The sequence below is a fragment of the Chromobacterium sinusclupearum genome (genome assembly GCF_002902845.1).
Classification (GTDB): domain Bacteria; phylum Pseudomonadota; class Gammaproteobacteria; order Burkholderiales; family Chromobacteriaceae; genus Chromobacterium; species Chromobacterium sinusclupearum.
The window spans coordinates 24118-46053 of the sequence record NZ_PPTF01000098.1; the positions used below are offsets into that span (position 1 = coordinate 24118).

22 protein-coding genes are annotated in these 21936 nt (G+C 63.7%); 10 read left to right on the plus strand and 12 right to left on the minus strand.

Translation table 11 applies throughout. The features are described 5' to 3' along the window. Window positions 1-107: hypothetical protein (locus C2134_RS22085; protein WP_255408134.1), on the minus strand; the 107-nt coding region annotated here is incomplete at its 3' end. Window positions 108-718: 611 nt separating this feature from the next. Here C2134_RS22085 and C2134_RS19865 point away from each other — a divergent pair. Further along, a complete protein-coding gene (locus tag C2134_RS19865) occupies window positions 719-1420 on the plus strand; it encodes a glycine zipper 2TM domain-containing protein (protein ID WP_103321798.1) in 702 nt (233 codons plus the stop codon). Between the two features lie 59 nt (window positions 1421-1479). Here C2134_RS19865 and C2134_RS19870 read toward each other — a convergent pair whose 3' ends face one another. The 10 genes from C2134_RS19870 to bioB all read right to left on the minus strand — a co-directional run bounded on the left by C2134_RS19870 (window position 1480) and on the right by bioB (window position 12276). Continuing rightward, window positions 1480-2367 carry a sterol desaturase family protein gene (locus C2134_RS19870; RefSeq protein WP_103321799.1) on the minus strand — a complete coding sequence of 296 codons (888 nt, stop codon included), beginning with the start codon at window positions 2365-2367 and terminating at the stop codon, window positions 1480-1482. Between the two features lie 130 nt (window positions 2368-2497). After that, complete coding sequence (locus C2134_RS19875; protein ID WP_103321800.1) at window positions 2498-3148, minus strand: glutathione S-transferase family protein; 651 nt, start codon at window positions 3146-3148, stop codon at window positions 2498-2500. A gap of 87 nt (window positions 3149-3235) precedes the next feature. After that, complete coding sequence (locus C2134_RS19880; RefSeq protein ID WP_103321801.1) at window positions 3236-4129, minus strand: patatin-like phospholipase family protein; 894 nt, start codon at window positions 4127-4129, stop codon at window positions 3236-3238. A gap of 15 nt (window positions 4130-4144) precedes the next feature. After that, a complete protein-coding gene (locus C2134_RS19885) occupies window positions 4145-4696 on the minus strand; it encodes a GNAT family N-acetyltransferase (protein WP_103321802.1) in 552 nt (183 codons plus the stop codon). 32 nt (window positions 4697-4728) lie between these two features. Then, window positions 4729-5637: a malonyl-ACP O-methyltransferase BioC gene (bioC, locus tag C2134_RS19890; RefSeq protein ID WP_043627443.1), complete on the minus strand. Its 909-nt coding sequence runs from the start codon at window positions 5635-5637 to the stop codon at window positions 4729-4731. Beyond that, window positions 5634-6398 carry a pimeloyl-ACP methyl ester esterase BioH gene (gene bioH, locus C2134_RS19895; RefSeq protein WP_103321803.1) on the minus strand — a complete coding sequence of 255 codons (765 nt, stop codon included), beginning with the start codon at window positions 6396-6398 and terminating at the stop codon, window positions 5634-5636. Before bioH ends, bioC begins: the two co-directional genes overlap by 4 nt. Before the next feature lie 24 nt (window positions 6399-6422). Beyond that, on the minus strand, window positions 6423-7040 hold the full coding sequence (locus C2134_RS19900) for a class I SAM-dependent methyltransferase (protein WP_233196520.1): 618 nt from the start codon (window positions 7038-7040) through the stop codon (window positions 6423-6425). After that, complete coding sequence (locus C2134_RS19905) at window positions 7030-9873, minus strand: bifunctional diguanylate cyclase/phosphodiesterase (protein WP_103321804.1); 2844 nt, start codon at window positions 9871-9873, stop codon at window positions 7030-7032. Before C2134_RS19905 ends, C2134_RS19900 begins: the two co-directional genes overlap by 11 nt. A 153-nt stretch (window positions 9874-10026) precedes the next feature. Further along, window positions 10027-11178 (minus strand): 8-amino-7-oxononanoate synthase, encoded by a 1152-nt coding sequence (gene bioF / locus C2134_RS19910; protein ID WP_103321805.1) that lies wholly within the window; start codon window positions 11176-11178, stop codon window positions 10027-10029. 114 nt (window positions 11179-11292) lie between these two features. Then, the gene (gene bioB / locus C2134_RS19915; protein WP_083340784.1) at window positions 11293-12276 is read right to left on the minus strand and encodes a biotin synthase BioB; all 984 of its coding nucleotides are present in this window, start codon (window positions 12274-12276) and stop codon (window positions 11293-11295) included. A 92-nt stretch (window positions 12277-12368) separates the two neighbouring features. On the opposite strand from bioB, the gene C2134_RS19920 reads away from it, so the two are divergent. The 3 genes from C2134_RS19920 (at window position 12369) to C2134_RS19930 (ending at window position 14497) form a co-directional block, all read left to right on the plus strand. Beyond that, complete coding sequence (locus C2134_RS19920; protein ID WP_103321806.1) at window positions 12369-13079, plus strand: ComFC family protein; 711 nt, start codon at window positions 12369-12371, stop codon at window positions 13077-13079. 40 nt (window positions 13080-13119) lie between these two features. After that, window positions 13120-13584: a tRNA (uridine(34)/cytosine(34)/5-carboxymethylaminomethyluridine(34)-2'-O)-methyltransferase TrmL gene (gene trmL, locus C2134_RS19925; protein ID WP_103321807.1), complete on the plus strand. Its 465-nt coding sequence runs from the start codon at window positions 13120-13122 to the stop codon at window positions 13582-13584. Window positions 13585-13687: 103 nt separating this feature from the next. Continuing rightward, complete coding sequence (locus C2134_RS19930) at window positions 13688-14497, plus strand: septal ring lytic transglycosylase RlpA family protein (protein WP_223253587.1); 810 nt, start codon at window positions 13688-13690, stop codon at window positions 14495-14497. Between the two features lie 192 nt (window positions 14498-14689). Here the strand turns inward: C2134_RS19930 and yihA are convergent, their stop codons facing one another. Further along, window positions 14690-15310 (minus strand): ribosome biogenesis GTP-binding protein YihA/YsxC, encoded by a 621-nt coding sequence (gene yihA, locus C2134_RS19935; protein ID WP_103321808.1) that lies wholly within the window; start codon window positions 15308-15310, stop codon window positions 14690-14692. A 92-nt stretch (window positions 15311-15402) separates the two neighbouring features. Between yihA and C2134_RS19940 the strand changes: the two genes are divergently transcribed. From C2134_RS19940 to C2134_RS19965, 6 genes are all read left to right on the plus strand, one after another. Beyond that, complete coding sequence (locus tag C2134_RS19940; RefSeq protein WP_103321809.1) at window positions 15403-16017, plus strand: c-type cytochrome; 615 nt, start codon at window positions 15403-15405, stop codon at window positions 16015-16017. A gap of 112 nt (window positions 16018-16129) precedes the next feature. Beyond that, complete coding sequence (locus tag C2134_RS19945; RefSeq protein ID WP_103321810.1) at window positions 16130-18151, plus strand: cytochrome c biogenesis protein ResB; 2022 nt, start codon at window positions 16130-16132, stop codon at window positions 18149-18151. Continuing rightward, entirely contained in the window at window positions 18151-19296 is a 1146-nt protein-coding gene (gene ccsB, locus C2134_RS19950) for a c-type cytochrome biogenesis protein CcsB (protein WP_103321811.1), read from the plus strand. The genes C2134_RS19945 and ccsB overlap by 1 nt, the downstream gene beginning before the upstream one ends. Before the next feature lie 134 nt (window positions 19297-19430). Further along, window positions 19431-21014: a TerC family protein gene (locus C2134_RS19955; RefSeq protein WP_103321812.1), complete on the plus strand. Its 1584-nt coding sequence runs from the start codon at window positions 19431-19433 to the stop codon at window positions 21012-21014. Then, on the plus strand, window positions 20995-21303 hold the full coding sequence (locus tag C2134_RS19960) for a GIY-YIG nuclease family protein (protein ID WP_103321813.1): 309 nt from the start codon (window positions 20995-20997) through the stop codon (window positions 21301-21303). The genes C2134_RS19955 and C2134_RS19960 overlap by 20 nt, the downstream gene beginning before the upstream one ends. A 143-nt stretch (window positions 21304-21446) precedes the next feature. Beyond that, complete coding sequence (locus tag C2134_RS19965) at window positions 21447-21788, plus strand: hypothetical protein (RefSeq protein ID WP_103321814.1); 342 nt, start codon at window positions 21447-21449, stop codon at window positions 21786-21788. Window positions 21789-21936 lie beyond the last annotated feature (148 nt).

The following is a 21936-nucleotide window of genomic DNA, read 5'->3' on the forward strand; positions in this document are numbered from 1 at the left end:
CTGGCCGAGCCGAGAAACAGGCCGGTGCCGACCGCGCCGCCCAGCGCGATCAACTGTATATGGCGGTTTTTCAGCTGGCGCTGCAAACCGGTATCAACTTCACTCACGATTTATTCTCCTGTGGTGCAGGCGGCGGGCCGCCTGTAAGGTGCAATGTGCATCTAACCACCTGCCGGGCGCACCGTCAAACCGCTGGATACAATATATATGCTCATATTATGATGATTGGTTGCATTTTAGAAATTAAAAACCATTTAATATGGTTTTTTTTGACATAAATTGCCAATAATGGCGCATCACGCTGCAAATTCCCTAGGGGCTGTTGACGTTTGGTGAGTAGATCGCGTTTGCGCCGATTTGGGCCGGAAGCAAGGCGCACAGTCCGACGCATAGTCATTCTATGCAAGGGCTGGGCAACGCAGCTTCCGGCCCAAAGCGGCCAAACCCGCAGGGCCGGGCGCCTTTCGCGCCGACTCTTCGTTGTTCCGCGCTGGCAGAGAATGACTATGCGGCGCGCGAAACGCCTCGATTCGGCGCAAAATGCATCCCGGCGCGACCGCCCACCAAACGTCAACAGCCCCTAGCCAGCGCCCTGGCCGCCCCGCCGCTAACGTTTCGTTACCCGTGGTGACAAATGCTGTACACAGTTCTTGCAACTGCCAACCGATAATCGCGTCCAAGCCATATGTGACCGCAGCGTCACTTCAGGGAGAGAATAATGAAACAGTCTGTACTCATCGCCAGCGTGCTGGGCGGTGGCATCGCGCTGGGCGCCATCGGCGTTGCCGGCATCCAGGCATTGAAACCGTCCAAACCGGAAACCGTCGCCGCAGCCAGCGCGCCGCTGGCTCAGGCATCGGCCCCGGCCGTTCAGGCACTGCCGCCGAGCACGGCCTCGTCCACGGTGGCTCAGGCTGCCGCCGTGGCGGCACCGGCCGCAGCGGTAGCGGCCGCCGCGCCGAAACCCGCGCCCAAGCCGGTCCACGCCAACCACGCCAAGATACTGGCCGTGACCCCGATCAAGGAAACGGTGAGCGAGCCGAAGCAGGTTTGCCATCAGGAACAAGTCGTCCACCAGGCGCCGGTACAGGACAATAACCGCATCGCCGGCTCGGTGATCGGCGGCGTGGTCGGCGGCCTGCTAGGCAACCAGGTCGGCGGCGGCAATGGCAAGAAGGCCGCCACCGTGCTGGGCGCGCTGGCTGGCGGCCTGGCCGGCAACAAGGTGCAGGAAGGCATGCAGGAGCGCGACCAGGTGGCCAGCACCCGGACCATCTGCAATACCGAGAACGTGGACAAGGAAAAAGTCGTCGGCTACAACGTGCGCTACTCGCTGGACGGCAAGACCGGCACCGTGCGCATGGACCAGAAGCCGGAAGGCAAGACCCTGCCGGCCAAGGACGGCAAGCTGCTGATCTGATCCAACTGACAGTAGCCCGAAAAGCACAAGGCCCGGAAACCGGGCCTTGTGCTTTATGTTCACGCCACCTGACGCGGCGCCTCGACTCGCAAGCGCTGGCGCGCCGCCACCTCTTCCGCCGCCTCCGGCGGGCCGAACAGCGACACCAGCCGGTCGCGCCAGTTATCCGCCCGCCAAGCCTCCGCCAGCATGTCGCGCCACTCCACCACGCTGACCCATAGCGGGTTGAAGCTGTTGACCGGCTTCACCGTGCCGTATTCGCAGGGATCGCTGTCCCGCTCCTCCACGAAAGTGCCGAACAGCCTGTCCCAGATCACCAGTACTCCAGCGTAGTTGTGGTCGATGTAACGCGGGTTTTTCGCATGGTGGGTGCGGTGGATGGACGGGGTGTTGAAGACGTATTCCAGCCAGCCCAGCTTGGGCACGATCTGGGTATGCACAAAGAACTGGAAGGCGAGATTCAGCAACACCACGGCCACCACCTGTTGCGGCGGAAAGCCGAGCCAGGCCAGCGGCAGCCAGAATGCCCACATGCCGGCCACCGGATACATCAGGCTCTGGCGGAAGGCCACGCTGAAATTCATGCGCGTGGAGCTGTGGTGCACGCTGTGCGCCGCCCACAGCCAGCGCACGCGGTGGCTGGCGCGGTGGAACCAGTAGTACAGGAAGTCTTGGCCTAGAAACAGCAGGAAGAAGCTCAGATAGCTGTCGGCAAAATCGAACAGCCGGTGCTGCTGGTAAATCCAGCCATATAGAGGCAGCACGAACACCCAGGCCAGCTTGTCGGCGCCCTGGTGCAGCAAACCCAACGCCGCGCAGCAGGCCGAATCGCGCCAGTCGTACACGGACAGCCGCCCCTGACGCCGCAGCCTAAACAGCTCCCAGGCGACGAACAACAGAAAGACCGGCACCAGCGCCAGCAGTATCAGTTCCACCGGAAATTTCATCGATCATCCCCTTGCCAGACAAAGCAAACACTCGATTGGAGTTTAGGCTCTATCCAGCAAGGGCTGTCAACCGCCATGTCATGGCATCCAGGCAGGACCGGCTGACTGTGGCGCGAAAACCATAGTCAGGCTATTCGCGCCTGGCCATATAAGCCGCCAGCGCGGCATCGCGGTCCGCCCATACGCGGGCCACGCTGGGCCGCTGTCCCAGGCGCTGCAGATAGTCGGCGCAACCGGACAGCCGCAGCGTCATGTCCTCGCCGAGGAAAGTCTGGCTCAAGCGTCCCACCGTCGGCAGGATGCCGGCGGCGCTGAGATCGGCGAAGCTGAAGTCCTCGCCGGCCAGCCACGGCGCCTGCCGCGCCAGCTGCGCCACCGCGCTGATGCCGCGCGCCAGGGCCTGGCGTATTTCCTCGGCCTGCTCCGCGCTAGGCTGGCTGCCTTTCATCATGTGGCCGATCAGCGGAGCCGCCGGCCGCATCACATACAGCTCCAGCATGGTCATCAGCTCGCGCGCCAGGGCGCGGCCGTTCGGCGTCGGCGGCAGCAGCGAAGCGGTGGGATATGCATCCTCCAGCCACTCCAGAATCACCGTCGATTCGGCCAGCGGGTGGCCATTGATCTCCACAAACGGAATCTTGCCCATCGGGCTCTTTTCCAGCAGCCAGTCCTCCTGCGAGGGCGGGGTCAGCACCTCCTGGAAATTCACGCCCTTCTCCAGCAAGGCGATCTTCACCTTGTTGTAGTACGGCGACAAAGACACTCCGTGCAGTTTGATCATGCCATCTCCAAAAGAACATTGGGAAAGCGGCGGGGCGGAATGCTGCCCGCCCCGCCGCGACTTGCGACATCATCGCAGCCTATAACGTTATTTAGCCAGCTCCAGGCTCTTTTGCTGCAACAATTTGCGGATTTGCGGCAGCATTTGCTGCGCCGCCTTCTCGCCTTCCAGAATAGCCTGATTGCGCGAATCAAAGTCGGCGGAGCCGATGTCCAGCACATCCGGCCGAATCACCACGTCGGCCTGCTTCAGTTCCAAGGCCAGCGCCGGGCCGTTCATGATGTTCAGGCTCTGGTCCAGCATGGACAGGAAACCAACCGCCTTGCCAGGCTTGGGACGGGCGGTGATGTCCACGGCGATGACGAACTGCGCGCCCATCTCGCGCGCCGCGCTGACTGGCACCGGGCTGACCAGGCCACCGTCGACATAGCGCTTGCCGCCTATTTTCACCGGCAGGAACACATTGGGGATGCTGGCCGAGGCGCGCACCGCCTGACCGGTGTTGCCGACGCGGAACACCACCTTGCGGCCGGAGTCCAGCTCGGTTGCCACGGCGCCGAACGGCCTGGGCAGTTTTTCCAGCGGCTTGTTGCCCACCTGGGCATTGATCCAGTTCTGCAGCTTCTCGCCCTTCAGCACGCCCTTGGTGGACAGCGTCCAGTCGGTCAGATCGGCCTGATCCAGCGCCATGGCGCGCTGCTGCAGTTGCACGCCGTTGAGGCCGGACGCGTATAGGCTGCCCACCACGCTGCCGGCGCTGGTGCCGGTGATCACGTCGGGCACGATGCCCGCGCCTTCCAGCACCTTGATCACGCCGATATGAGCGAAACCCTTGGCCGCGCCGCCGCCCAAGGCCAGGCCTATCTTCACTTTCACCGGGGCCGGGGCCGGCGCTTCCGGCACTTTGGACGTCGAACAGCCGGCCAATAGCGCGGCCAGGCCCAATGCCAGCCACGGACGCATTGCTTTCTTGCTTATCATGATTCCATCAGTCTTTCAGACATTGGCGGCCGGCAAGGCCGCCCCAACGGGCGCGGGATCGAGCATCACGTAATTGAGATGCCGCGCGCCCTCCAATTCGAAATACGTTTCGCCATGCACGGCCATGCCGACCCGGCGGTAGAAGCCGATGGCGCGCGCGTTGCCGTGCCAAACGGTCAGCCACAAGCGCGGCTGGCCGGGCTGGAGGCGCGCCCATTGCCGCGCCGCATCCAGCAAGCGCCTGCCCAGGCCTTGTCCGGTATGGCTTTCCAGCAGATAGAGCCGGTCGACTTCCATCGTCGGGAAATCGCAGCCCAGGCACGCGCCGTCCAATTTCAACAGCGCGTAGCCGAGCAGATGGCCATCCTCCTCCATCAGCAGCAGCCGGCGCGCGGGATTGGCGATCAACGCCTCGAAATGGGCCGGCGAGAATTCGGACAGCACATAATCGGCGATGCCGCGGCGGATGCCGCCGCCGATCAGATAGGTATTCAGCCACACCTGAATCGACAGGGCGGCCAGACAAGCCGCGTCATCGGGACAGGCGCTGCGGATTTCCACGTCCATAGCACAGACTCTGGTTCGCGCCGCCGGTTCGCTCAATCGGCCCGCGGCGCTTTCTTGACGAATTCGATCACCTGCCGACCGTCGTCCGTCATCTTGGCCAGCTTTTTGCCGGTGCCCTTCCAGGCATGGCCGTAGACCACCTCGTAGCTGGCAGGCAGCTTGCCGTCGCGGCGGTGGCGCTCATAGGCTTCCTCCACCTTGCGCCAGGCCTGCTTGCCCATCAGGCCGCGGCCGCGGCCGGCCGTGGCGTTGTGCGCGCCGATGGCTTTGAGGTCGCGCATCACCGCCTTGGCGTCGTCGTAAGTCAGCACGATCTTTTCCATGTCCATCACCGGCTCGGCGAAACCGGCGCGCATCAGCGCGTCGCCTATATCGTGCATGTCGATGAACTGGTTGACGTGGGTAGCGCCGTCAATGCCGGCGAATGCGCCGCGCAGCTCGAACAGCGTGTCCGGCCCCAGGGTGGAGAACATCAGCAGCCCATCCGGCTTCAACACCCGGCGCAGTTCGGCGAACATCTTGTCCGGCACATTGATCCACTGGATGGTCAGGTTGGACCAGATCATGTCCACGCTGTCGTCGGCCAACGGCAGTTTTTCGATATCGGCGTTGATCTGCCACGGCTGGCTGGGCTTGAACAGCTTCTTCAACAGGCCGTCGCCCTCGCGGGCGCGTTCGCGCGAGGCCAGCAGCATGGCGTGCGCCAGGTCCAGCTCGATCACCCGCGCCTGCGGATAGCGTTGGCGCAAATGCGCCGCGCCGTAGCCGGTGCCGGCGCCGGCATCCAGAATCACCGCCGGCTGGTGCTTGATGTAATCCAGCCGCTCGGCCATGCGGTCGGACACTTCGCGCTGCAGCACGGCGGCCGAATCGTAACTGGCCGCGGCCTTTTCAAACGAGGCGCGCACGCGCGCCTTGTCGGTGTAAAACGCTTCACTCATGCCTGGGTTTCCAGATGCTCGGCAAGCGCGCGCACAAAGTCCGGCTCATGGGACAGGAAAGGCGCATGCGACGCTTGCGGGAATTCATAAAGGACGGCGTCGCCAAGGGTGTCGGCCAGCCAGCGGCCGGCGCCTATCGGGGTGATGGCGTCGCGCACGCCATAGAACAAGGCGGCTGGGCAGCGGATGCGGCCGGCCAGCTCGCGGGCGTCGGCCTCCAGCAGCAGCTCCAGCGCCGGCAGCAGGCCCTGCGGCCGGCCATGGGCAAACAGCTCGCCGCGCAAGGCTTTCAGCGTGTCGCGCGCCGCCGGCGCGCCCATCATTTGCAAGGCCAGAAAACGCTCCAGCGTCTGCTCGAAGGCGCCGTCCAGGCTTTGCGCGACAGCCTCGATCGACTGGCGCGCCTGCGCGTGCGGCCAACTGTCGTCGCGGACGAAACGCGGACTGGTGGCGATCAGCGCCAGGCTCTTGACGCGATCCGGATGGAGGGCCGCCCAGTGCTGGGCGATCAGCCCGCCGAGCGACCAGCCCACCACATGCGCCGGCAGCGGGAAATGGGCGGCCACGATGTCGGCCACCGCATCGGCGTCGAAGCGCGCCAGCGCCGGCGAGGCGCCGTGGCCGGGCAAATCCACCAGATGGACGCAGAAGCGGGAAGCCAATTGCTCGGCCACGCGGCTGAATACGCCGCCGTGCAGGCCCCAGCCATGCAGCATGACCACGTCCGGGCCCTGGCCCAGCGTTTCGACAAACAGATTCATGAACGGTCAGATGGGGGGAAAACGCTATTTTCGCAAGAGTGCGATGTGAAGGAAACCACCTAAGCCGGCGTCTTCGTCGTGAATGCGTTGCAATTTGGTAACGGAAACGATGTCGCCGAGGCGGCGGTTGATGTCGGTGGCGACAAAGCGCGCCACGAGATTGCCGGCGCGGCGCCATAGCGGCGCGCGCGAACGGTCCGCCAGGAACTTGTCGAAGACGGCCACCCGGCCGCCCGGCTTCAGCACCCGCTCCACCTCGCGGATGCAGGCCTGCGGGTCCGGAATCACCGCCAGCACCAGATGCAGCGCCACCGCATCGAAGCTGGCGTCGGGGAAGTCCAGTTGTTGGCCGTCCATCTCCAGGGCGCGCACGGCCATGCCCAGCCGCTCGGCGCGTTCCTTCAGCTGCTGCAGCATGGCCGGCGCGATATCGATGGCGGTGACATGGCGGCAGCGCACCAGAAAATCCAGGTCCAGGCCGGTGCCGGCCCCCACCAGCAGCACCTGCTCCCCCGGCTGCGGATTGAGCAGGCCCAGCGAGCGGCGGCGTTGCGCGGCAAAGCCCTGCGCCAGCTTGTCGTACAAGGGCGCGTACACATCATAGCGCCAACGGTTGAAACGGGTCGCCCATTCACGCCGCACTGCGAATTTCCTGTTCAAAACGGGCCAAGCGCTCCCAGTCCAGACCATGCGCCGGCGCCGGGGCGGCAAAATAGAAGCCCTGCAGCTTGCTGCACCCCATCTCCTGCAGCATCGCCAGCTGTGCGGCGGTTTCAACGCCCTCGGCCACCACGTCCAGATCCAGCGCCCGCGCCAGCGCCAGGATGGCGCGGACGATGGCCGCCGATTCCTCCTTGCGGTCCAGGTCGAACACGAAGGACTGGTCTATCTTCAGCACGTCGAAACGGTAGCGGTGCAGATAGGACAGCGCGGAATAGCCGGTACCGAAATCATCCAGCGCCAGCTTCACGCCCAAGCCATGCAGCGCCTGCATCACCGTCGCCGCGGTCTCCGGCTGGTCGATCAGCGCGCTCTCGGTGATTTCCAGATGCAGCATGGCCGGCGGCAGCTGGTAATGGGCGATGCGGCCGCCTATCCAGGCGACCAAGTCCGGATCGTGGAAATTGGCCGACGACAGATTGATGTGCAGCGAAATGTGCTCGCCCACCCGCCCCTCGGCGCGCCAGGCCTGCAGTTGCGCGCAAGCCGCGTTGACCATGTAACGGTCCAGACGGTTGATCAGGCCGCTCTCTTCGGCCATCGGCAGGAACAGCGCCGGCGGGATCAGCCCGCGCTGCGGATGCTGCCAGCGCACCAGCGTTTCGAAGCCGGACAGCTTGCCGGTCTTGGCATCGATGAACGGCTGATAATAGGGAATCAGCTGCTTGTCCTCTTCCAGCGCGCGCCGCAGCTCGGTTTCCAGCGCCAGCTGGTCGGCCTGGTCGATGCGCAACTGATGGCTGAACAAGGTATAGCCCTGGCGGCCCTGCTGCTTGGTGCAGTACATCGCATGGTCGGCGTCGCGCAGCAGCTCATCGGCATTGCGGTAGTGGTCGCGGTCGGCCAGCACCACGCCGACGCTGGCGGTGGAGAATACTTCGCGTCCGGCCAGGATCACCGGCCGCTCGAACTCTCGGACGATGCGGCGGGCGATGATCTCGCAGTCTTCCGGCCCTTGCATGCCGAACATCACCACGGCAAACTCGTCTCCGCCCAAACGCGCCAGAAAATCATAGTGGCGCAAGCAGGAACGGATACGCGCGCCGGCCTCGAACAACAGGTGATCGCCGGCCAGGTGGCCCAGGGTGTCGTTGACCAGCTTGAAGCGGTCCAAGTCGATGAACAACAGCGCGAAACGGTCGCCGGAACCGGCGACGAAGCCTTCCCAGGCCCGATGCAGCGCCTTGGCGAAGTAGTTGCGGTTGGGCAGTTTGGTCAGGGGATCGTGCAGGCTGTCGAACTCCAGCTGGGCATTGACTGCGTCCAGCTCGCTGGTGCGCTCTCTCACCCGCTGTTCCAGCTCGGCATAGGCCTGCTGCAGGCTCTCCAGCGCGCGCACCCGCGCCAGCGCCGCGCCGATGTTGTTGGCGACGAACTCCAGCACTTCCTGATCGCGAAAATTGTAGCTCACCTCGCCGTCGTAGCTCTGCACCGCCAGCACGCCCAGCAATTCATGGTCGCAGTACAGCGGCACGCCCAACCAGCTTTGCGGCTTTACGCCCCCGTCTTCCACCGCGGCCGGCACCTGGCTGTACGGGTCGACCAGCAGCGGCCGTCCGCTGTGCAGCACCTGTTCGATATAGCCCTGAGCCGGCTTGCGCGGGTGCAAGACCTCGACATATTCGTCGGCGCAATAGGGAAACGTGATGCGGTCGCTCAGCTTGTCGTATAAGGCCACCACGCAATTGCGCGCCGACACCATTTCCGACAGCAGCCGGTGCAGACCGCTGAGAAAAGCCTCCAGCGACAGACTGGAGTTGGATAATTCAGCAATGCGGAACAAGGCGTTCTGGAACTTCTCCACCTGCTTGCGGCTGGCCACCTCGGCCCGCAGTCTGGCATTGGCGCCTTCCAGCTCGCAAGTGCGCAGCCAGACCTGGCGTTCCAGTTGGCTGCGGTAAAGCACCCGGTCCAATGCGAAACCGACATGGCGGGCGGCGAACATGAACAATAACTGCTCGGACGAGGTCAGCGCCGCCTGGTCCTCATAGGCATGCAGCATGACCGCGCCGATGGGATTGCCGTCGGCGTTCACCAAGGGCGCGCCCATCCAGAACGCCGGCAACACGGCCGGCTGCGCCAGCTTCTCGTCGCGGCACAGCTCGGCGATGCGCTCGCCGGTCAGCACCATGGGCTTGCCGCCGCGCAGCAGCCAGGCGGCCAATGCGGCATGCCCGTCGTCCAGCGGCAGCATCGCTTGCGGCGAAGGCGGCGCCGGATCGCGCCTGTCGACATAGAACGGAAAATGCAGGCTGGCGCCGTCGTCGCCATACAGCGCAATGGCGAAATTGCTGGCATCCATCAGCCGCTGCATCAGCTTGTGCAAGCGCGGCAGCAGCCGATCCAGGCTGGCGCACTCGCCGGCCAGGAGGCTGATTTCCAGCATGGTCTCGTTGGCCAGCCGGGCCGCCGATTGCTCGCCGCGCAGCGCGGCGCAATACAAGTGGCCGCCCAAGAGCGCGGCAATGTCGGCCGCCTCCGCCGGCGCCTGTCCGCGCCACACAAGCCAGCCCACCGTGTTATCCGCCATCCGCAACGCCAGCGCGCCGCCATCCGGTCCCGGCAGACGGCCGCTGGCCAAAGCGTCGGCGCTTGGCAAACCGTCGGCCGCCCCCAAACTGGCCAGGCGCTGCCAGGTCACGCCGGACAGCCCCCATACCGCCGCGGCGGACAACCCGCCGCCTCGCACCAACAGCGCCAAGGCGCGCTCGGCGGCTTGCGCCGGACTTTCCAAATATTCAGCCGTGCTCATCATGTCATTATCGTAGTACGAGTTAGCCGGAAAATCCGCATGCCACGCTCAGGCCGCTTCCCCACGGCCGCGCCAGCTGGCGGACATGCAAAAGCCCGGAGCATAAGCTCCGGGCCGATGGATTTGCCACTGCAGCGGGCGCGCCGCCGCCAGGGTTCAATCCTGCGCTTGCAACAGCAGATCGAGCAGCGCGTCCAGCTGCGCCGGCTCGTGCTGCGCCGACAAGGAAATCCGCAAGCGCGCACTGTTTTCCGGCACGGTGGGCGGACGGATGGCGGGCACCCAGTAGCCTTGCTGTTTCAAGCGCTCAGCCTGCCTTATGGCATGAGCATCCTCGCCTATGATAATGGCTTGAATCGGTGTGCGGGAAGCCCTGCCGGCAAAATGCGTGCCGGCCAGCCGTTCGCGGCAGCGCGCCGCCAGTTGCCGCAGCCGTTCGCGGCGGTCGTCGCCCTCGGCAATCAGCCGCAGGCTGGTTTCCACCGCGGCGGCCAGCGCCGGCGGCTGGGCGGTGCTGAAGATATAGGTGCGGCCGCGATTGACCAGCCATTCCACCAAAAGCCGGCTGCCGGCGACGAAAGCGCCGGCGAGACCGGCCGCCTTGCCCAGCGTGGCCATGTAGATCAGCCGTTCCGAGGCCAAGCCATGCTCCACCGCTGAGCCGCGGCCGCCGCCCAGCACGCCGAAACCGTGCGCGTCATCGACATACAGCCAGGCGTCGTAGCGTTCGGCCAGCGCCAGCAAGGCCGGCAGCGGGGCCTCGTCGCCATCCATGCTGTACACCGCGTCCACCGCGATCAGCTTGGTACAGGCGCGGCTCGCCGCCAGCAGCTGTTCCAGATGTTCCAGATCATTGTGGCGGAAACGCTGGAAATCGGCGCGCGACAGCAGGCAGCCATCGTTCAGCGAGGTATGGTTCAACTTGTCGGCGAACACCGCGTCGTCGCGGCCGACCAGGCTGGTGATCACCGCCAGATTGGCGGCATAGCCGGAGCCGAACAACAGCGCCGCCTCGCGGCCGACGAAGCGCGCCAGCGCTTCCTCCGCGCGCTGGTGCGCTTCACTGTGGCCGGTCAGCAGATGCGATGCGCCGCTGCCGGCGCCCCAGCGCTCGACGCCCTGCTGCAGCGCACGCACCAGGGCCGGATGATCGGCCAGCCCCAGGTAATCATTGCTGGCAAACGATAGGTAAGATTGACCTTCAATGACGATATCAACTCCCTGCGGCGACTCCAGGGTGGCGCGTCGGCGCAGGCGGTGATTCGCATCCAGTTCATTCAGGGCGGCGGACAAATCTTGCAGGCGCATGATGGTTGCACTCTTTTGCGTGGGTTGACCAAACCGCGGCGGCGAACCACCTCGGTACGACACACTATATATAGGTTCGCATTTAAGCAGACAGCGCAGAATTGCTAAAGAATATTACAGGGCCCGCAAGTCCAGTTTGGCCATCAGTGTCTGGTCGGCCAGTACATCGGGGTTGCCCGTGGTCAGCAGCTTATCACCATAGAATATCGAGTTGGCGCCGGCCAGGAAGCACAAGGCCTGGGTCGCCTCGTCCATCTCGCGCCGGCCGGCGGACAAGCGGACATAGCTCTTGGGCATGGCGATGCGCGCCGCGGCGATGGTGCGCACAAACTCGGTCCAGTCCAGCCGGCTGGCATCCGCCAGCGGCGTGCCCACCACCTGCACCAGATTATTCACCGGCACCGACTCCGGCTGCGGGTCCAGATTGGCCAGTTGGGCGATCAGCCCGGCGCGGTCGCGCCGGGTTTCATTCATGCCGACGATGCCGCCGCAGCATACCGACAAGCCGGCCTTGCGCACTTTGCCCAGCGTCTCCAGCCGATCCTCATACTCTCGAGTATGGATGATATCCGCATATTTGTCAGGCGCGGTGTCCAGGTTGTGGTTGTAGTAATCCAGGCCCGCGTCCTTCAGCTGCTCGGCCTGGCCGTCGCGCAACAGGCCGAAGGTGGCGCATGTCTCCAGCCCCAGCGCCTTCACCTCGCGCACCATGTCCAAAGTCTTGGCCAAGTCGGCATCCTTCGGCCCGCGCCAGGCCGCGCCCATGCAAAAACGGCCAGCTCCGTTGGCCTTGGCCTGCCGCGCGGCCGCCACCACCTCGTCCACCGTCATCATCGGCTGATCGGCTACCGGCGTGTCATGGTGCAGCGACTGCGGACAATAGCCGCAATCCTCCGGACAGCCGCCGGTTTTGATCGACACCAGCGTCGACAGCTGGATTTTGGTCGGATCGAAAAACTGCCGATGGATCTCTGCCGCGCGGAACACCAGCTCCATGAAGGGCAGACCGAGCAGGGCCTCCACCTCGTCCACGCTCCAGTTGGCTTGTTCCGGGTGCGGCGCCGCCGGGCGCTTGAATTCCATCGGTACAGTATGCATCGTACGCTCCATTCATCTAATGTCATTACAGGGGGACGCATTGCCCATCCCGCCAACAGGGCGGGCGGCAAAATCTTGGAGGGCCAGGCCCAGTGCTGTCAAACTTAATTACATCGATAATTGACAACTGCTCACCAATTAAGCAGAACTGCCTGCTTTGCGGACAGGCCGGCACCCGCCGCGGCCTATGCCCGCCTTGCCGCGACATGCTGCCCACCCTGCCCGCTGAACAGTGTCCGCGTTGCGCCGAACCGACGCTTGGCGGCATGCTGTGCGCCCACTGTCAACGCCGGCCGCCGCACTTCGACGCGCTACACGTTCCTTATCTTTTTGACTACCCCCTGAGCGGGCTGATTCATGCCTTCAAGTATGGCAAACGGCTGCCTTTGGCGGGGGTTTTGGGCGGCCTGCTGAGCGATTTCGCGCAGGGCTCCGGCCATGAATACGACCTTGTCATTACGGTTCCATTGGCAAATGAACGACTTGCGAAAAGGGGCTTCAATCAGAGCGGCGAGCTTGCCAAAGCGTTCGCTGGTACAATAAACACCCGTTTTTCGGATAATCTGTGTTGGCGAAAATACAACACAGCGTCGCAGGCCTCGCTCGGCCGCGCCGAAAGACTCAGAAACGTGCGCCATGCGTTCGGCGTAAAACGCCGCTGCGACGGGCTTTCCATCGCCATCATCGACGACGTCGCCACCAGCGGCGCCACCCTCTCCTCCCTGGCTCGAGAGCTCAAAAAACAGGGTGCGAAACGGGTCGACGGATGGGCGCTGGCCCGGGCGTTTTCCCCAAAAACTTGACCAAGATTTTGATTCCTTGGAACAATCCAGCCTGCCAACGATGTTCACTGTTGTTCTATTTCAGCCGGAAATTCCGCCCAACACGGGCAATGTGATCCGTTTATGTGCCAACACCGGCTGTGAACTGCATCTGGTCAAACCGATGGGCTTCCCGCTTGAGGATGCCAAGTTGCGGCGAGCGGGACTCGATTATCACGAGTATGCCCGCGTCGTGGTCCACGAAGACTGGTCTGCTTGTCTGCAGGCCCTTCACGGACGGCGGATTTTCGCCGCGACGACGAAAGGCGCTACGCGCCATGACCGGATTTCCTACCAACCCGGGGACGTTTTTCTGTTCGGTCCCGAATCCCGCGGCTTGCCGCAAGAGGTGCTGGCTGCCCTGCCGGCGCAACAAAGGATTCGCTTGCCGATGCGTCCCGAGTCGAGAAGCCTCAACCTCTCCAACGCCGTCGCTGTGACGGTGTATGAGGCTTGGCGCCAGATCGACTTCGCAGGGGGGGCATAGCAGTTCGCAAGGTTGGCCCAACAGCATAGGGAGGTTTATGCAACCTGTACTCCGATGGCTGTGGCTTGTATTTGTCAGTCTCGTGCTTGTGGCCTGTTCCACCGTGAAGACGGCCAGTGCCACAAACCAGTCGGCTACGCCGACAAACAAGAAGACCGTCGCCAAGAACGGGGCTTATTTCCAGAACGACGGTCCGGCCGATCATATCCCGGTCAACCTGAATCTGGTGCCCGACGCCGTGCCGCAAGAAGAGCCGCTGATCAAGTCGGCTAACCTGCCGTACTCGGCGCTGGGCATGAGCTTCCGTCCTGACGTGCGCGAAAAGCCTTACCACGCCACAGGCCGTGCCTCTTGGTACGGCAAACAGTTCCACGGTCGCAAGACGACCTCGGGCGAACGCTATGACATGTTCGCCATGACCGCAGCGCACCCGACGCTGCCGATCCCGAGCTATGCCCGGGTGACCAACCTGACCAACGGCAAGTCCGTGGTGGTCCGCATCAATGATCGCGGTCCGTTCCACAAGAGCCGTTTGATGGACCTGTCGTTTGCAGCCGCCTACAAGCTTGGCTTCGTCAAGCAAGGCAGCGCCAAGATCGCGGTGGACCGCGTCTGGCCGGCCGCCGACGATACTTATGTCGCTTCGGCGCAACCGGTGACCGAGCCGGTCCGCGAGCTGAAGGCAGGCGACAATCCGAAATATCTGCAGCTGGGTTCATTTACCAAGCTGGCCAACGCGGAAGCGCTGCTGCAGAAGATGCTGGACCAGCTGGATGACAAATATGACTCCAAGCTCGGCATCGTCAACCAGGAAGGCCTCTACAAGGTGCGCCTGGGCCCGTTCCCCTCGGACGAGGCCGTACGCACCGTAGCGGAGAATCTTCACGTCGAAACCGTGATCTCCAGCTTGTAAGGCTGACTGCTGAATCGTATGGCACAGGGCGAAAGGCGAAGGATGCATCCTTCGCCTTTTTTCATGCCCGCCGCCCAAGAAAAAACCCCGGCCTTTCGGACCGGGGCAATGCCTAAATATCAACGATTCAGGCCCCGCTCAGGGAGCCAAGCGGGAGGTGTGAACACCTAATGCTTAGGTGGCGGGCCGCAATCAAAGTTCCTGCGCCGGCTCGTCCACCGGCGGCAACGCGTCGAACCAGCCCTTCACGACCTGCTCCACCTGGTCCACGCCGGCCTTCTTCAGGCTGGAGAACATCTGCACGCTGACGGCCGGGTAATCGGCCAGCTCGCGCTTCACCAGCGCCAGCACCTTGGCCTGCTCCTGGCGCGACAGCTTGTCGGCCTTGGACAGCAGGATATGCACCGGACGGCCGGTTTCGCGGAAAAAATCCAACATTCTGCGATCGAGTTCCTTAAGCGGGTGGCGAGCGTCCATAATCAACAGGAGGCCGATCAGGCTCTGCCGCGTCTGCAGGTAGCGACCCAGCAGCTCCACCCAGTGCGCGCGCACCGCCTCCGGCACCTCGGCATAGCCGTAGCCTGGCAGGTCCACCAGGAAGCACTCCTCGCCCAGCTCGAAGAAGTTGATGTGCTGGGTCCGGCCCGGCGTCTTGGACACGTAGGCCAGACGCGTGCGGTTGGCCAGCGTGTTGATCGCGCTGGACTTGCCGGCATTGGAGCGTCCCACGAAAGCGACCTCGGCGCGCGTGGCCGGCAGGTCCTTCATGTGGTTGACGGTGGTATAAAATCTGGCGTTCTGAAAAATCGACATGGTAGTAAGGTTGAAATCAGTTGGTATAGAATAACAGGTTTGGAATTGCTACTTTTACAGATATTTTAGGGCTCACCCCTAAAGGAGCGACCATGAAACGAATAATGCTGTTGGCGATGGCAACCTTTTCCCTGGCCGGCTCAGCGCTGGCAGCCGCTCCGGGCCCGCAGGGCGACCCGGCGAAAGGCAAGCAGATCGTCGATACCGTCTGCGCGGCCTGCCACGGAGTGGACGGCAACAGCGTCGCGGCGGCCAATCCCTCGCTGGCAGGACAGAGTTCCCAATATCTGTATAACCAGTTAAAAGCCTTCAAGAGCGGCCAGCGCAAGAATCCGACCATGCTCGGCATGGCGTCCACGCTGTCCGACGACGATATGCGCAATGTCGCGGCCTACTTCAGCGAACAGAAGCCCAAGGAGCGCGAGGCCGCCGATAAGGCGCTGATGCCGCTGGGCGCCAAGATTTACCGCGTGGGCAACAATACCACCCATGTGCCGGCCTGTATGGCTTGCCACGGTCCGGCCGGCAAGGGCCTGCCCGACGAATTCCCGCGCCTGGGCAGCCAGCATGCCGCGTATGTCGCCAAGCAACTGGCCGACTTCAAGGCCGGCGCAGATCGCAAAAATTCCATCATGTACGACATCGCCAGCCGCATGACGGACGAGGAGATGAAGGCCGTCGCCGAATACATCTCCGGCCTGCGCTGAGCGCCATGCCCGCCCGGCACGCCTCCGCCAAGCGCGCGCAGCCGCAACTTTGCCGACCCGGCTCGTTCAAAAGGGAAGCCCCAGGCGGGCTTCCCTTTTTGTGTTCCCGACCATGAATAAAAATCAACGCCGCCATTCCACCGTCCACGCGCTGTATGAGCTGCTCAGTTCGATGCGTTTCGCCATCGGCCTGTTGACCATCCTGGCCATCGCCTCGGTCATCGGCACCGTGCTGAAACAGAACGAGCCCTATCCGAACTATGCTTTCGAGTTCGGCCAGTTCTGGTTCCAGGCCTTCGAACGGCTAGGCTTGTTCGACGTCTACCATTCCGGCTGGTTCCTGACCATCCTGGCCTTCCTGGTGCTGTCCACCACGCTGTGCGTGCTGCGCAACGGCCCGGGCTTCATCAAGCAGATGCGCTCGTTCCGAGAAAAGGCCAGCGACGGCTCGCTGGCCGCCATGGCGCACAGCACCGCTTTTACCGCCGAGCAGGCCGATCCGCAGCGGCTGTACGGCTATCTGCAGGCCCAGGGCTTCCGCTGGCGGGAGACCGAGCGCGGCAGCGGCGTGCGGCTGATCGCAGCCAAGAAGGGCGCGGCCGGCAAACTCGGTTATTTCTTCGCCCACATCGCCTTGATCGTCATCTGCGTCGGCGGGCTGATAGACGGCAACCTGCCGCTGAAACTGGCGGAAATGGCTGGCCGCATCGTGCCGGAAACCCGCGACATCCCGCAAAGCCAGATTCCCGCCGCCAGCCGGCTGAGCACCGCCAACCTGTCGTTCCGCGGCAACGTCAACATCGCCGAGGGCAAGAGCGCCGACGTCACCTTCCTGAATTCCGGCAACGGCTATCTGGTGCAGGAGCTGCCCTTCATCGTCACGCTGAAGAAATTCCATGTCGATTACTACAGCAACGGCATGCCCAAGCTGTTCGCCAGCGACATCGTGGTGACCGACAAGGCCACCGGCAAGCGCACCGAGGCGACGGTCAAGGTCAACCATCCGCTGATCGTGGACGGCGTGGCCATCTATCAGTCCAGCTTCGGCGACGGCGGCTCGCCGCTGCGCTTCAACGCCTGGAACTTGGCCTCCCCGCACGCGGCGCCGGTGCCGCTCGCGGGGGTATCGATGAACAGCCAGCCGCTGCGCGCCAACGGCAAGGACTACACGCTGGAGTTCGGCGAGCTGCGCGTATTCAATATCGAAAACATCGGCAAGCCGGACGCGGCCGACCCCACCCTGCGGCAACGCATGCAGGACGCGCGCGAAGTGAAGCACGAAAAGTCGCTGAAAAACTTCGGCCCCTCCGTCAGCTTCAAGCTGCGCGACGCCCAAGGCCAGGCGGTGGAGTACCTGCATTACATGGCGCCGATCGAGCAGGACGGCGCGCAATATCTGATGGCCGGCATGCGGCGCACCCCGGCGGAGCCGTTCCAATACCTGCGCCTGCCGCTGGACGACGATATGAAGCTGGATCGCTTCATGCGCCTGTACGCCGCGCTGCGCGATCCGGCGCTGTACGACGAAGCGGCGGCCCGCGCCACCCGCAAGGCCCAACAGGGCGGCGTGATCGACGCCAAGCTGGCCCGCCAGTTCGGCGACAGCGTCAAGGGCGTGCTGCAACGCTTCGCCGACAACGGCTTCGCCGGACTGGAGAAATTCCTGGACGAACGGGTGCCGGCCGACAAGCGCCAGGCGGTGGCGCAAACCTATATCAAGATCCTGCAAGGCGCGGTGATCGACGTGATGGCGGTGGCCGATGAGAAAGCCGGCGCCAAGCCGCTGGCCGCCGACACCGCCCACTACCGCTTCCTGCTGGACGGCCTGGTGGCCGCCAGCGGCCTGCATGACTACGGCGCGCCGGTCTTCCTGCAACTGGACGGTTTCGACCAGGTGCAGTCGTCCGGCCTGCAGCTGACCCGTTCGCCGGGCAAGATCCTGGTGTACTTGGGATCAGTCCTGCTTGTGCTCGGCATCGTGCTAATGTTCTATGTGCGGGAACTAAGACTGTGGATACGCCTGGATGGCCGCCATCTGCGGGTGGCCATGACGTCGAATCGACACAATCGCGATCTGGATACCGACTTTCAGCGTCACGTCGACGCCATCCAACACCTGACAAGGGGAGCCTGATGGAGCTTGTCAATTCCGCTTACGCCCGCGTGCCGCTATGGCAGCGACTGAACCTGTGGGACTGGGCCTATGCGCTGCTGATCGTGGCTGCCGCCGGCTATGCCTTCAAGCTGTACCACCTCAATATGGACGTATACGAGCAGGGCATCCTGGCCGGTTCGGCGCTGGGCCTGATCGCGCTGGGCTGGTTCTGGAAGGCCTGGCGCGGGTATTTCCCGCTGGCCGGCGCCTTGGCGCTGGCCGCCATCCCGCTGTACCAGCATGATCTGGCGCGCGGCCAGCAGGCGTTCTGGCTCAAGTACGCGCTGTCCAGCCAATCCGCCATCATGTGGATGTGCACGCTGTTCTTCCTCGCCACCGGCGTCTACTGGGTGGCGCTGCTGCGCCGTTCGGACTCGCTGGCGCGCATGGGCAGCGGGCTGACCTGGTCCGCCGCGGTAATGGGGCTGGCCGGACTGTTCGTGCGCTGGTATGAAAGCTATCTGATCGCACCGGACGTCGGCCACATCCCGGTGTCCAATCTGTACGAAGTCTTCGTGCTGTTCACGCTGATCACCGCGCTGATGTACCTGTACTACGAGGCCAAGTTCGCCGCGCGCCAAGCCGGCGCGCTGGTGCTGCTGGTCATCAGCGCCGCGGTACTCTTCATCCTGTGGTACACCTTCGACCGCAAGGCGCATGAGATCCAGCCTCTGATCCCGGCGCTGCAATCGTGGTGGATGAAGATACACGTGCCGGCCAACTTCGTCGGCTACGGCGCCTTCTCGCTGGCGGCGATGCTGGGCGTCGGCGAGCTGATGGCGCAGAAGGGCTGGCTGAAAGACCGCCTGCCCAGCGCCGAGGTGCTGGACGAAATGATGTACAAGGCCATCTCGGTGGGCTTCCTGTTCTTCACCATCGCCACCATCCTGGGCGCGATGTGGGCGGCGGACGCCTGGGGCGGCTACTGGAGCTGGGACCCGAAGGAAACCTGGGCGCTGATCGTCTGGCTGAACTACGCCGCCTGGCTGCACATCCGCTTGGTCAAAGGCTGGCGCGGCGCGCCGCTGGCCTGGTGGGCGGTGATCGGCCTGGCCGTCACCTCCTTCGCCTTCCTCGGCGTCAATATGTTCCTGTCCGGCCTGCACTCCTACGGCGGCTTGTAATCTTTCCCGGTTATCATGCACGCCCCGCCGCAAACGGGGCGTTTTGCATTTCTCCCGCCCGGAACGATGGCATTTGGTATCCTTGTAACGCTTTTATCGATTTTTTATCCCTTTAAGGAACGTTCTACACCATCATGGACTTATCGTGGCTGTCCGACCCCGCCGCCTGGCTGGGCCTCTTGACGCTGATCATCCTCGAGATCGTACTCGGCATCGACAACCTGATTTTCGTGGCCATCCTGGCCGAGAAACTGCCGCCGGAACAACGCGACCGCGCCCGCATCACCGGCTTGTCGCTGGCGCTGATCATGCGGCTGGTCCTCCTGGCCAGCATCTCCTGGCTGGTGACCCTGACAACGCCGCTGTTCTCAGTCTGGGGCCAATCATTCGCCGGCCGCGACCTGATCATGCTGGGCGGCGGCGCCTTCCTGCTGTTCAAGGCCACCACCGAGCTGCATGAGCGGCTGGAAGGCGTGGAACACGCCAAGGGCGCCACGCAACGCGCTTATGCCGCCTTCGGCACCGTGGTGGCGCAGATCCTGGTGCTGGACGCCGTGTTCTCCATCGACTCCGTCATCACCGCCATCGGCATGTCCGAACATCTGCCGGTGATGATGCTGGCCGTCATCGTGGCGATGATCCTGATGATCGCCGCCAGCAAGCCCTTGACCGCCTTCGTCAACGCCCACCCCACCGTGGTGATGCTGTGCTTGGGCTTCCTGCTGATGATCGGCTTCAGCCTGATCGCGGAAGGCTTCGGTTTCCACATTCCCAAGGGCTATCTGTACGCCGCCATCGGCTTCTCGGTGCTGATCGAGGCCTTCAACCAGGTGTCGCAGGCCAACCGCATCCGCTACCTGAACCGCACGCAAAGCTTCCGCGAACGCACCGCCGATGCCGTGCTGAGCCTGATGGGCAGCCGTCTGTCCGACGGCGCGGCGCCCGAGGCCAAGCCCGAAGCCGGCCCGCAGCCGGTGGAAGACACCGCCTTCGGCCACAACGAACGCGCGATGATACACAGCGTGCTGACCCTGGCCGAGCGGCCGATCCGCGTCATCGCCACCCCGCGCGCCGACATCCACCGCCTGGACCTGAGCCAGCCGGAAGCGGCCCAGCGCAAGGCCTTGCGCGACAGCCCGCACTCCCGCATGGTGGTGATCCGCGACGGCAGCATAGACGAGCCGCTGGGCATCGTCGCCCGCAAGGACTTGCTGGCGCAGCTGCTGGATGGCCGTCCGCTGGACATCGACGCCGCGCTGCGCCAGCCGCTGGTGCTGCCGGAGACCGTCACCGTGCTGAAAGCGCTGGAAAGCTTCCGCCAGCACGCCGCCGACATGGCCTTCGTCGTCGACGAATTCGGCAGCCTGGAGGGCATCGTCACCCAGAAAGACCTGATGGAAGCCATCGCCGGCGAATTCCCGGAAGAGCACGAGCGCCATGAATTGCCGGCCATCGTCGCCCATCCGGACGGCAGCTACAACGTGGAAGGCAGCCTGGAGCTGGTGACGCTGGAACAGTACCTGACGCTGGGCGATTTCGAGGATGAAGACTTCCACACCGTGGCCGGTTTGCTGATGGACTGCCTGGAACGCATCCCGCGCGAGGGCGATGAAGTGGTCGTGGGCGACTGGAAGCTGCGCGTCACCGCGCAGAAGGGCAACCGCACTGAGCGCGTGCTGATCAGCCCGCTGACCAACCATGGCGGCGACGAGCAGTAAGCCCGACAGCCAGGGCCCGCAGCGGCCCTGGTTCCTCTATGTGCTGCGCTGCGAGAGCGGCGCCTTGTACACCGGCATCAGCACCGATGTGGCGCGCCGCTACGCGCAACACGCCGCCGGCAAAGGCGCGCGCTACACCCGCCTCAATCCGCCGGTCTCCATCGAAATGGTGGTGGAGTACCCGGACCGTTCGGCCGCGCTGCAGGCCGAACACGCCTTCAAATGCCTCTCCAGCGCTGCCAAACGGGATTTCCTGGGCCGACATGGCCATGCCAAACAGGCAAGCTGATCCTGCCCGCGCCGCAATTATGAACAGTCGTAAAACAGCGGCTGTTTACATATATGTACATATGTCTTGCACCAGCCCGACTCCCTGCCTTGGCATAGGCTGAGTTCAGGTAATCCTTACCTGAACCCATTCGGGAGAACATCATGAAAAAGCTCGCTCGCAACATCCTGTCCGCCACCCTGCTCTGCGGCCTCGCCTGCGCCGGCGCGGCCCAAGCCAACGAAACCCAATGGCAGAAAGACCACCCGCGCCGCGTCGAGGTCAACAAGCGCCTGGCCAATCAAAACAAGCGCATCGACCGGGAAGAGAAAAACGGCCAGATCAGCCAGGCCGAAGCGCACAAGCTGCACCGGGAGGACCAGAACATCCGCCAGCAGGAACGCGACATGGCCAAGCTCGATCACGGCCACATCACCAAGCAAGAACAGAATGTGCTGAACCAGGAGGAAAACGGGGTCAGCCAGCAGATCAAGAACGGCAACTAGTGGTCTGAACGCCTTGCGCCGCCGGCAAAACGGCTTTGCCGGCGCGCGCCTAGCCGCCGCTCTAGCGTTCTGCCATCTGCGGCACAATCCCCGCCGATTTAGCAAATCAGGCTAGGAGCTGTTGACGTTTGCTGATCCAGGGGGTTTG

What these genes read in the sequence shown, in the direction of transcription:
- C2134_RS19865 (WP_103321798.1), top strand. Translation starts at nt 719, where the DNA reads ATGAAACAGTCTGTACTCATCGCCAGCGTGCTGGGCGGTGGCATCGCG.
- C2134_RS19870 (WP_103321799.1), bottom strand. Translation starts at nt 2,367, where the DNA reads ATGAAATTTCCGGTGGAACTGATACTGCTGGCGCTGGTGCCGGTCTTT.
- C2134_RS19875 (WP_103321800.1), bottom strand. Translation starts at nt 3,148, where the DNA reads ATGATCAAACTGCACGGAGTGTCTTTGTCGCCGTACTACAACAAGGTG.
- C2134_RS19880 (WP_103321801.1), bottom strand. Translation starts at nt 4,129, where the DNA reads ATGATAAGCAAGAAAGCAATGCGTCCGTGGCTGGCATTGGGCCTGGCC.
- C2134_RS19885 (WP_103321802.1), bottom strand. Translation starts at nt 4,696, where the DNA reads ATGGACGTGGAAATCCGCAGCGCCTGTCCCGATGACGCGGCTTGTCTG.
- bioC (WP_043627443.1), bottom strand. Translation starts at nt 5,637, where the DNA reads ATGAGTGAAGCGTTTTACACCGACAAGGCGCGCGTGCGCGCCTCGTTT.
- bioH (WP_103321803.1), bottom strand. Translation starts at nt 6,398, where the DNA reads ATGAATCTGTTTGTCGAAACGCTGGGCCAGGGCCCGGACGTGGTCATG.
- C2134_RS19905 (WP_103321804.1), bottom strand. Translation starts at nt 9,873, where the DNA reads ATGATGAGCACGGCTGAATATTTGGAAAGTCCGGCGCAAGCCGCCGAG.
- bioF (WP_103321805.1), bottom strand. Translation starts at nt 11,178, where the DNA reads ATGCGCCTGCAAGATTTGTCCGCCGCCCTGAATGAACTGGATGCGAAT.
- bioB (WP_083340784.1), bottom strand. Translation starts at nt 12,276, where the DNA reads ATGCATACTGTACCGATGGAATTCAAGCGCCCGGCGGCGCCGCACCCG.
- trmL (WP_103321807.1), top strand. Translation starts at nt 13,120, where the DNA reads ATGTTCACTGTTGTTCTATTTCAGCCGGAAATTCCGCCCAACACGGGC.
- yihA (WP_103321808.1), bottom strand. Translation starts at nt 15,310, where the DNA reads ATGTCGATTTTTCAGAACGCCAGATTTTATACCACCGTCAACCACATG.
- C2134_RS19940 (WP_103321809.1), top strand. Translation starts at nt 15,403, where the DNA reads ATGAAACGAATAATGCTGTTGGCGATGGCAACCTTTTCCCTGGCCGGC.
- C2134_RS19945 (WP_103321810.1), top strand. Translation starts at nt 16,130, where the DNA reads ATGAATAAAAATCAACGCCGCCATTCCACCGTCCACGCGCTGTATGAG.
- ccsB (WP_103321811.1), top strand. Translation starts at nt 18,151, where the DNA reads ATGGAGCTTGTCAATTCCGCTTACGCCCGCGTGCCGCTATGGCAGCGA.
- C2134_RS19955 (WP_103321812.1), top strand. Translation starts at nt 19,431, where the DNA reads ATGGACTTATCGTGGCTGTCCGACCCCGCCGCCTGGCTGGGCCTCTTG.
- C2134_RS19960 (WP_103321813.1), top strand. Translation starts at nt 20,995, where the DNA reads ATGGCGGCGACGAGCAGTAAGCCCGACAGCCAGGGCCCGCAGCGGCCC.
- C2134_RS19965 (WP_103321814.1), top strand. Translation starts at nt 21,447, where the DNA reads ATGAAAAAGCTCGCTCGCAACATCCTGTCCGCCACCCTGCTCTGCGGC.